Below are 9,487 nucleotides of genomic sequence, written 5' to 3' on the forward strand. Positions count from 1 at the left end.
GTTCCAGAACCATTCGCACAGCCCGCTCACGAACTTCAGGCGAGTACCTTGGACACTTCTTCTTCGTGTTTTCCATAGCTCCATTTTCTCAAGAAGTGGAGCCTCCGGAAATCCCGGGGCGGTTCACTTCGTAGAATTTTCCCGCCTTGCCCGACAATAGTTCACATTTTTCCGACCAAGTTGGTCATCAACAGTTTTAAGCATGAAAGGGGATACACTCATGTCTTCATACTCTATATCCGTGGTCAATTCCAGCGGAGCTCCTGCAAAGGTCGCTATCTATCAGACATACCCTAATTTAAAAACAGGCTTGCCATTAGTTTGGCTTCTGCAAACGATCAACGATGGCAACACGAACAAGTACCATTGGACAGTCGACTGGGCGCTAAACTGGGGGACCTCCGACCAACCACTAACACCGGGTGTCGAGTGGTGCTCAGGCGGGCCGATCCAAACCATGGATCCGACCACTGCTAACGGCAACAGCGCTATGGGCGTGATCTATTCCAATGATCAGTTTAAGACATCTCCTCTGGCATTCCACGACAAGCAAGTACCAAACGGTAGCATGCTGGTTATGACAGACACTTCGTTCACAGTTAGAGAGTCAACAAATATGAGCATTGCCGTCTATATGAATAGCTCGCCAGCATTTGCAATGCCAGGAAAGCCAAATGGCAAATATATTTTTGACACACATCCGACCTACTGGATATGTACAACTGAGGAAAAGAAAGGCGTGGCTGTTTCGGGGACATATGTTAGTAACCCGAAGGAGGTTGTGTTTGGTGATGGCATCAATGAAATTGATTTCAAGCTAGATGAGACTCTACAATTCGTGCAGGTGTCGCCGTAGCTCGGGACTCGCAAGGGCCGACCGAACTACACACCAGAGTACCGACGGCAAGTTGCCGTCGCGGGGTGCGAGCCGGGTATTTCGGTGGCCAAGCTTGCGCAGGCGCACGGACTGAATCCGAATATGGTATTCAAGTGGCGCCGGCAACTACGGGCGGGCCTATTTGAAGGGGTGGCGCACAGCACAACCGGCGAGGTCAGGACGGTGCCGTATCAAGAATGGGGCGATGGCAGTTGAAAACATGGCTTGGCAGCTTCTCGCCGGTCTGCCTGCCCCGTCCAAAGCCATACCTTGGCTTTCCGCTTCGGGAGCGCGCGGAAGCCGCGCTTCTGGTCAGAACAATGGCCTCCGCGCTTTCACAATAATGACTTGCACTCTATTCTTGGGATCAAACAATATGATTGTGCGTAGCCTGAACGATGTTGAAGCGACCGATCACTTCGTCGATTGGGGAAATGGTACTAGCCACCGCCTCCTTACGGCTAAGGACGGCATGGGCTTTAGCCTTTGCCACACCGTAGTGCGCGCTAACACGGTCTCGTTTCTGCAATACCGTAACCATCTCGAAGCTTGCTACTGCATCGCCGGAGAGGGCGAGGTGGAGGACATGAAAGGTAATGTCTTCGCCCTTTGCAAGGGCGACATGTATGTGCTTGACAAACATGACAAGCATCTTCTGCGCGGGGGACGGGGCAAGGACATGATCCTCGTTAATATCTTCAACCCGCCTCTCAACGGAACCGAGTGCCACAACCTCAACGACCCGACAGGCTCGGCATATTAAGCAACGTGAACCGCCCCGGGCTTGTCTAGGCGGCCATTTGGTTGAGTTATGCGGGCGTGCTTGGTTGTCCGGCATGGCGTCTCCTGCCTCGGCCGCGGGAATGTTTGCGATGGACTCCACGAACTGTCGGTTGTTGACCAATCGACCCATTGGCCGCAATTGAGTAAGCGTGGCCCCAGCGACGTCTTGACTGGAGACTGAGATCTTTAGGCCGCGGTGCGGAGCTGATCGGCGACGACCCAGGGTGCGAGTTCATTGATGCGGTTGATCGCATGCTCGGCGATGCGCGCGAGCACGAAGCGCAGATACGCCTCTGGATCGATACCGTTGAGTTTTGCGGTGCCAATGAGGCTGTAGATCGCGGCGGCACGTTCGCCGCCGGAGTCTGCTCCAGCGAACAGATAGTTGCGCCTGTTATGCCGATCTCGGCATAACAGGGCTTGTACTAAACCGCTGACGCGGTAGTGGGAGGTTGGCACAGGTCTATGGCTGATGTTTCATGAAGTGGGTCGTCTGGCGCTGAACCCCGGCGAAGCGGTGACCGGTATCGCCAGCAGCAGTATGTGAACGCCCGTTTGGGCATTCCACCCACTGCTTCCAGGAGGCTCGCCATGACGCCACTGCGCCAACGCATGCATGCATGATATGCAGATCCGTAACCTTGCAGAGAATACCCAGAAGTCCTATCTGATTCAGGTATCCAGTTTCGCCCGACACTTCCGCCGTTCGCCCGAACTGCTGGGTCCCGAGGAGATCCGGGCCTGGCTCATTTATCTCCGCGAAGAGCGCAAGCTGGCACCCGCCAGTCTCAGCCCGGCGATCGGTGCACTGCGCTTTCTCTATCGCGTGACGCTTAAACGTGACTGGAGTGACGAGGATTTCCCATTGCCCAGGAAGCCGGTCCGCCTGCCGGTTGTCCTCAGCCTGGAGGAGATCACCACCTTCTTCGACTCGATCCCCAGCCTGAAGCATCGGACCATCCTGATGGTTGCCTACGCAGCCGGCCTGCGCGTGTCGGAAGTCGTCCACCTGAAGGTCACGGACATCGACAGCAAGCGCATGGTCATCCGTGTGAACCAGGGCAAGAACCGCAAGGATCGCTACGTCATGCTCTCGCCACGGCTGCTTGAGATCCTCAGAACGTACTGGCAGGACGCTCACCCCCGCGGCTGGCTGTTTCCCGGTGATATTCCCGGACACCCCATCACGCGGGGCGCCGTCTCGCGAATCTGCGCTCTCGCACGCCAACGATGTGCCATCCAGAAGCCGATAACACCGCATTCCCTGAGACATGCGTTCGCCACCCATCTGCTGGAAGCCGGTACCGATGTGCGCAGGATCCAGCTGCTCATGGGCCATAGGTCCCTCGCGACTACTTCGCGCTACCTGAGAATCGCGACCAGCACCGTGTGTGCCACCGCGAGTCCCTTCGATCTGCTGCCGCACCCCGCACCGATTCCATCGCCGCCACCTGCGCCCGAGTACTTCTGAAGCCGGCGATGCGCCCGGCGCTCGAGGTGGCGGACATCCTTCGCCGCTGTGGTCCGCAGTATCGGCAGACCCATGCCGAGGGGCTCACTCGTGTCCAGCGGCGCGTGATGAGTGCGATCGAGCTGTGTCGTACCGCCGCGCTCGGCGGGCATGTAGAGCGGTGCGACGCGTGCGGCCATCAGCGCATCGCCCACGACTCGTGCCGCAATAGACATTGCCCAAAGTGCCAGTCGCTCGCCCGCGCGCAATGGCTTGAACGCCGGCAGGCCGAGCTGCTTCCCGAGACCGAGTACTTCCATGTTGTCTTCACGCTTCCCGAACCCATCGCGGCTCTCGCGTACCAGAACAAACGCGTGCTCTACGACATGCTGTTTCGCGCCAGCGCCGAGACGCTGCGCACGTTCGCTGCCGACCCCAGACATCTCGGTGCCGAAATCGGCTTCATCACGATCCTGCACACGTGGGGGCAGAATCTGCTGCATCATCCACACGTGCATTGCGTTGTGCCGGGCGGCGGCATCGCCCCGGATGGCGAGCACTGGATCGCGTGCCGTCCCGGCTTCTTCCTGCCGGTGCGGGTCCTGTCGCGCCTCTTCCGGCGGCTCTTTCTGTGCTCGATTACCTGGGCCGCTACACCCACCGCGTCGCCATCTCCAACAACCGGCTGCTCGCCTTCGACGGGCACACCGTCCAGTTCCGCTGGAAGGACTACCGGCGCGAGTCCAGACAAAGGACCATGACGCTCACGGCCGACGAGTTCATCCGTCGCTTCCTGCTGCATGTGCTGCCTGACGGCTTCAAGCGCATCCGCAGCTACGGCTGGCTCGCTAACTGCCACCGTGCCGACAGGCTCGCCACCTGCAGGCAGCTGCTCGGTGTCGAAGCACCCGCCGGTGCCGCAGCCGAGCCCGGGGAAGACTACCGTGACCGCTACCAGCGGCTCACCGGCAGGTCACTGCGCGACTGCCCCGTATGTGGCAAGGGGCACATGCTTCGCATCGAAGATATGCCCGGCAGCCTTCCACGAGCCCCGCCAGGTTCCACCCATGCGCGCTAGTTGCCGCGGCACCTGTTTCCGCACACGTTCGCCTTTCCTGACGAGGTCAACGCGGCTGCACTCGTGCCTTCGATCTGCTGGCGCACCAGCGTACTCCAGAACCGCGGGTGATCTGCCGGCTCACGCGCACATTCCCGCTTCCTTTACAGGTGATGCTTCCCACTCCCGCCGGAAGTCCCGGTCTGATCGCCCCTGCAAGACATCACAAATTACCGCGGCGGTCATTCAATGCCCATAGCGGCCACCGCCTGTGGAGCGGTTCAGCACAAACATTTTTTTGATTACCGGCCGCGGATCAGGTCCGACGACATGGTGATGCGCTGGTTGCGGCGACCGCCAACCAAAAAAATCTCTGCATTATGCCGATCTCGGCATAACAGGTCCAACTATCTGTTCGCTGGAGCAGACTCCGGCGGCGAACGTGCCGCCGCCATCTGCAGCCTCATTGGCACCGCAAAACTCAACGGCATCGATCCAGAGGCGTATCTGCCCTTCGTGCTCGCGCGCATCGCCGAGCATGCGATCAACCGCATCGATGAACTCGCACCCTGGGTCGTCTCCGATCAGCTCCGCGCCGCAGTCTGAAGATCGCGATCTCCAGTCAAGACGTTGCTGGCGACGCGCTTACGATGCAACCGGTTATCGTGCGCTTCTGCGCCATCCCACTTCCCGCGCTTTTGGGGGGCGCCGGCACGACCGCGATCGTCGCCCGAATGGCTGCCGTTCACAGGCGAGGTGCCGCCGAATTCCATCGCCTATGCACTATCAGTTCAGGGTGCATTGTTTCGCTGGCTGATCGAGCAGCGCTACGTGCTGGCGAAAATTCGCTTCCCATCGCAACTTTCGGACGCGTTAGTGCCAGTTTTCTCGCAATGACGATCGGGACTGCTAGACCCGTTCGTCATGGATCGCATTCACTGTTGGCGTGCGGTCAGGCGCTTGAGCGCGTTGCAGGAGGTAGCACCGTAGCGGCGTCTCGCACCTCCACCGCGATCGACCGCAGTGGCGCCTCGGCAATGAAACGGTCTAGCAGTTCGCGCACGTCGTGGTCGATGAAATCGGCGCGGGTTGTGTCGACGATGAGGGTCGCCCGATCCGGGATATGCGCTAGCATATCCTTGAGCGCCACCTTGCCGAGAAACGACACATCCTTGCGAAACGAGAGCAGGAAATGGTCGTCGTGTCGCGCGAGGGCAATAGGCCGCTGCAGATTCGCCCACAACGCGAGCGCGGCGCTGCACAGCACGCCGAGGACAATTCCGGTGAGCAGATCGATGGCGAGCACCCCGGCGATTGTTACAATGAATTGAGTGAACGATGCCGCTCCCTGTTTCGCGAGCGTAATGAACAGCGACGGTCTGGCGAGCTTGAAGCCGGTTTGAATGAGAATGGCGGCCAGACTCGCGAGCGGAATCAGGTTGATCGCATCCGTGAGCGCGAACATGCTGACGAGGAGCAGCGCGCCGTGCACGATTGCGGAGAGCCGGCTTCGCGCGCCGGCGTGGACGTTGGCCGAACTGCGGACGATGACGGATGTGATGGGCAATCCCCCCATGACACCTGCCACCATATTGCCGACCCCCTGCGCTTTGAGTTCGCGATTCGGTGGTGCGACGCGACGCTGCGGGTCGATCTGCTCGACGGCTTCGAGGCTCAGGAGCGTTTCTAGACTGGCGACAACGGCAAGCGTCAAGGCGACGATCCATATTTCCGGATCCACAAGGCGCGCGAAGCTCAACCCGAACCCAGGTAAATGCAAGGCGTCGCCGAGCGCCGCGAACGTTTTGATGGCCGGCAACGCTACGCGGTGCTCAGGTGGTAACGCGAGCGTGGCGCCTAGCGCGCCGCAAACCAGCGTCGCGCTTACGCCCGCAACTACGACGACAAGCGGCGCGGGCACGAACCGCACTAGCGCGAAGCGTCTCAATGTATGCGTGTCCCAGGCCGCAAGGATGGCGAGCGAGATGGCGGCGACAGTACAGACGATGGGCGAGATGGATGCAAGCGCGCCTGCCAACGATTCGGTGTTGCGACCCGACGTCAGACCGACTGCAAGTGGGATCTGCTTGACGATCAGCAGCAGTCCGATGGCGGCGAGCATTCCCTTGATGACGGGTGTGGGCACATACGAGGCGAGCTGGCCGGCCCGAAGCGTGCCGAAGCCGAACTGGATGACACCCGAGAGCAGCAATGCAATAAGGAATGCAGAGAAACTACCGAGACGCCCGATGCCGTCGACGACGATCACGACGAGGCCCGCGGCGGGGCCGCTCACACTGAGGGACGATCCGCTGAGCAAGGCAACGACGATGCCACCAACGATGCCAGACACCAGCCCGGCTAGCGGCTCTGCGCCGGAGGCTTCTGCAATGCCGAGACACAACGGCAGCGCGACAAAAAAGACTACAACGCCGGCAGCGAGGTCACGTAGAAGCGCAGACGGGAAAGCTCTCGAAGTCATGATGGAAGCGAAAAATAGTGAAGGGTGGATACCGCGACGCCAAACTTGTGCGACTGGGATTTTTTGGTGAACGAGGTAAGCGGAGCGATCTGGAGCGACGGGTCAGACGGGGGCGATTGCCTTCGTTGTTTCAGGCTCGTAGCCCGACTCGAGTTCGCGCAACTGCCCGTCGTTCAGTGAAAAGATCCAGCCGTGCACAAGGGGAGAGGGCGCACGCTCACGCACGAGCGGATGCCCGCGCAGCAGGCGTACCTGTTCGAGTACATTAAGTTCGACGAGCCGGTTGATGCGTGCCTCTTCCGATGGCAGGCGAGCGAGCTCCGCGTGATGCGTGTGTGCGAGTGCGCAAAGCGGCCTGATGCGGCGGTTGAAGTGCGGCAGGGCGTCGGCTGGCGGAAGTAGCGAGGCGCGCACGCCCCCGCATCCGTAGTGCCCGCAGACAATGATGTGCGCGACCCGCAGCTCACACACAGCATATTCGAGCACGCTCATGGTGTTGTCGTCGTCGAGATGAAGAAGGTTAGCGATGTTGCGATGAACGAACAGATCCCCCGGCGCGCAGTGGGTGATGGTTTCGGCGGGTACGCGGCTATCTGAGCAGCCAATCCAGAGCACTTGCGGTTTCTGCCCCATGGCTAGAGCGCGAAACAAGTTTGGTTCGCGCCGTCCCATTTCTTGGGCCCACGCGACATTGGCGACGAGCATGCGTTTTGGAAGATTCACGAGTCGAGACTCCAATCAGGTTGTTGGCTTCGATCAATGCTTGCGAATAGCCTTCTATCAAGAAAATGGCTGCTAGCGGCCAAAGTGTTTTCGCGAGGTTCCTTGCCAGTCAAAATTTTGATCGACGGACGCCGTGCCGACTGCCATTTGTCCTCGCCCCGGCAGAAGATTCCTCCATGATGGCGATCTCATACAGTGTTGTGCGCCAACAGTTGGTGTTGAGCTTGATGAGAATTTCGATGCATTTTGTCCAGTCATTAAGGTTTCCTTAATAGAAAAGTCTATTGGATATTGTAGGCGAGTCATTGTGTCGCAATTGTGTCGTCAAATACCTTAGGATACCAACTGCGCTTTAGAGATATTGATCAGATATAGCAAACAGATCTCAATAGGATCTGCGCAAGCATAAATTAATTTGATGGTCTCCTTCTCAGTAGTCTCGCTTGGTCGGCACTGTCACGTTGCCGGGATGGTCGAGTAAAGTCGTGGGATGAAGAATGCAAAGTCGCTTTGCCGCGATCACCGCTTTCCGGTGGCGGTCATCAGCCACACAGTCCTGTGGTACTTCCGGTTTCAGCTCAGCCTGCGCGACATCGAGGCACGCTCATTCCGATCCCGATCGACCCCTTCCGGAAGAGGCGCTTTGCTGCGGCCTTATCGCGCCGATTTTGCACCAGCACGTCGAGTTCAGCGCCGTGCTCGTCGCAACAGATACCGCTTGCCGCGCAGCTTCACGAACATCTCGTCCGGATGCCATTGCTGCCCGGCTTGGGCCGCGCTGCTTTGGCGCGCTGGGAGATCGAGCGCCAAAGCAGCGCGCCATCAGCGGATCGTCTCATAGTGACCGCGACACCCCGTTCGAGCCACACCTCGTCGACGTCCAGAAGGCTCAGGCTGCCCCGAAAACCTCACCGACCCGCCCGGCTGTGCCCGTGACAAAGCGATTTCGCTTTCTTCACCACTTCATTCTGTCGCTGGCCTACCGTCAACCTGACAATGCCAGTGCAAGTTGAGATGCGCCACTAAGTGCAGCGTTCCTCTGTGAGTATTAAAAAATTCCCATATAATCCATCAAAAAAATTTGATGGCGTGTATCCGGTCTACTGGTTATCAAATTCGGCGCAGGGTTCGCAGATTGCGTCAAAGCTGCTCGCCGCAAACCCGGCCGCACATAGAATCCTGACGAAGTCTCCGTTACGTTGCTCGGCGAGCGTTATCTGCTCCCTTGCGGGCAGTCGGCCAGCACGGCGCCGAACTCGACATCCTGCTGCAGAAACGTCGCGATAAGGCCGCGTAGCAAAGCGCTTGTTCAACCGCGTGCTGGCAGCCTGTCCCGACGCGCCACGAAGGATGGTCATCGAGCAGTTGCGCAGCTATCCGGCCGCGAAGGCCGAAATTCCCGAACTGGCAAACATCAAACATGTCTTCGTCAAAGCCAGTGCTCGGGTGAACAACCGCGCCGAAGACAGCCATCAACCTACGCGTGAGCGGGAGCGCCGGATGCGTGGTTTCCGCGATCCGGATCGCACACAACCGTTCTTATCGAGCTTAGCTCCGATTCGTCAGCACTTCGCGCTCAAGCGGCATTTACTGCGTGTATCAGTGTATCGCGAACAGCTCGCCGCACGCTTTACCGGGTGGCATCGCTTCACTGGGCCCACCCAAGATCCGTCCAATTTCTGAGCGAATGTACCTCCTCTGCGCTCTTGCGTCTCGAATACCTTGACGTGACAACACCTGCGAAGCTGCCAAGATCAAAATTCGCGGCAGCCCAGGGTTATGCAGCTGTATCCCCTTGTCCGCTGAGCCTCAAGCCAGTGTTTTATGAAGTCGGCTGGCGGCACGAAGCTACGCGGGCTGAGGTGCAAATAGGAGTTCTGTCGGGATAGGGAAAGTAAATCGAGCATGCTCCCCTATATATAGGACTGCCTATGTCGTAAGCGAGTAGAGCTTGGCAGATAACGATATTGAATGTTTCTCCAACCGAACCAGGTCGTGTGGAAACGCGATGGCATAACGATGCGGCGCGTGAACCGGAGCCCAGCGGCGCGTTCGACTGCCTTCGCAGCCATCACGACGCCGACGAGAAGCTAAATCTCTCTGACGCGTTCCAGA

At 58.9% G+C, this 9,487-nt stretch carries 6 protein-coding genes and 7 pseudogenes; 9 read left to right on the plus strand and 4 right to left on the minus strand.

Annotation, left to right across the window (positions count from 1 at the left end; translation table 11 throughout):
• The first annotated feature begins 220 nt into the window (after window positions 1-220).
• From AB3X86_RS37020 to AB3X86_RS37030, 3 genes and pseudogenes are all read left to right on the plus strand, one after another.
• Window positions 221-856, plus strand: a complete 636-nt coding sequence (locus AB3X86_RS37020) for a hypothetical protein (protein ID WP_368599762.1) — start codon at window positions 221-223, stop codon at window positions 854-856.
• 24 nt (window positions 857-880) lie between these two features.
• Window positions 881-1,093: pseudogene (locus AB3X86_RS37025) on the plus strand (transposase); the annotation flags it as partial.
• Window positions 1,083-1,640, plus strand: a complete 558-nt coding sequence (locus AB3X86_RS37030) for an ectoine synthase (RefSeq protein ID WP_368599763.1) — start codon at window positions 1,083-1,085, stop codon at window positions 1,638-1,640. The pseudogene AB3X86_RS37025 and the gene AB3X86_RS37030, both read left to right, overlap by 11 nt.
• 206 nt (window positions 1,641-1,846) lie before the next feature.
• Here the strand turns inward: AB3X86_RS37030 and AB3X86_RS37035 are convergent.
• Window positions 1,847-2,053 (minus strand): annotated as a pseudogene (locus AB3X86_RS37035) (transposase domain-containing protein); the annotation flags it as partial.
• A 232-nt stretch (window positions 2,054-2,285) separates the two neighbouring features.
• Between AB3X86_RS37035 and AB3X86_RS37040 the strand changes: the two are divergent.
• The 4 genes and pseudogenes from AB3X86_RS37040 to AB3X86_RS37055 form a co-directional block, all read left to right on the plus strand.
• The gene (locus tag AB3X86_RS37040) at window positions 2,286-3,131 is read left to right on the plus strand and encodes a tyrosine-type recombinase/integrase (RefSeq protein ID WP_368599764.1); all 846 of its coding nucleotides are present in this window, start codon (window positions 2,286-2,288) and stop codon (window positions 3,129-3,131) included.
• An 8-nt stretch (window positions 3,132-3,139) separates the two neighbouring features.
• Window positions 3,140-4,188: pseudogene (locus AB3X86_RS37045) on the plus strand (transposase).
• 378 nt (window positions 4,189-4,566) lie between these two features.
• Window positions 4,567-4,773, plus strand: a pseudogene (locus tag AB3X86_RS37050) (transposase domain-containing protein); the annotation flags it as partial.
• Between the two features lie 43 nt (window positions 4,774-4,816).
• Window positions 4,817-5,007 (plus strand): annotated as a pseudogene (locus AB3X86_RS37055) (integrase); the annotation flags it as partial.
• Window positions 5,008-5,119: 112 nt separating this feature from the next.
• On the opposite strand, the gene AB3X86_RS37060 reads toward AB3X86_RS37055, so the two are convergent.
• A complete protein-coding gene (locus AB3X86_RS37060) occupies window positions 5,120-6,649 on the minus strand; it encodes a SulP family inorganic anion transporter (RefSeq protein ID WP_368599765.1) in 1,530 nt (509 codons plus the stop codon).
• 102 nt (window positions 6,650-6,751) lie between these two features.
• A complete protein-coding gene (locus AB3X86_RS37065; RefSeq protein ID WP_368599766.1) occupies window positions 6,752-7,372 on the minus strand; it encodes a carbonic anhydrase in 621 nt (206 codons plus the stop codon).
• A 490-nt stretch (window positions 7,373-7,862) separates the two neighbouring features.
• Here AB3X86_RS37065 and AB3X86_RS37070 point away from each other — a divergent pair.
• Window positions 7,863-7,970 (plus strand): annotated as a pseudogene (locus AB3X86_RS37070) (IS6 family transposase); the annotation flags it as partial.
• 89 nt (window positions 7,971-8,059) lie between these two features.
• Here the strand turns inward: AB3X86_RS37070 and AB3X86_RS37075 are convergent.
• Window positions 8,060-8,182: a hypothetical protein gene (locus AB3X86_RS37075; protein WP_368599767.1), complete on the minus strand. Its 123-nt coding sequence runs from the start codon at window positions 8,180-8,182 to the stop codon at window positions 8,060-8,062.
• 302 nt (window positions 8,183-8,484) lie between these two features.
• On the opposite strand from AB3X86_RS37075, the pseudogene AB3X86_RS37080 reads away from it, so the two are divergent.
• Window positions 8,485-9,055: pseudogene (locus AB3X86_RS37080) on the plus strand (DDE-type integrase/transposase/recombinase); the annotation flags it as partial.
• Window positions 9,056-9,487: the final 432 nt, after the last annotated feature.

Source organism: Paraburkholderia sp. BR14374 (assembly GCF_040948685.1).
Classification (GTDB): domain Bacteria; phylum Pseudomonadota; class Gammaproteobacteria; order Burkholderiales; family Burkholderiaceae; genus Paraburkholderia; species Paraburkholderia youngii.

Coding starts and splice junctions, on each gene's coding strand:
- AB3X86_RS37020 (WP_368599762.1), top strand. CDS start 221: ATGTCTTCATACTCTATATCCGTGGTCAATTCCAGCGGAGCTCCTGCA.
- AB3X86_RS37030 (WP_368599763.1), top strand. CDS start 1,083: ATGGCAGTTGAAAACATGGCTTGGCAGCTTCTCGCCGGTCTGCCTGCC.
- AB3X86_RS37040 (WP_368599764.1), top strand. CDS start 2,286: ATGCAGATCCGTAACCTTGCAGAGAATACCCAGAAGTCCTATCTGATT.
- AB3X86_RS37060 (WP_368599765.1), bottom strand. CDS start 6,649: ATGACTTCGAGAGCTTTCCCGTCTGCGCTTCTACGTGACCTCGCTGCC.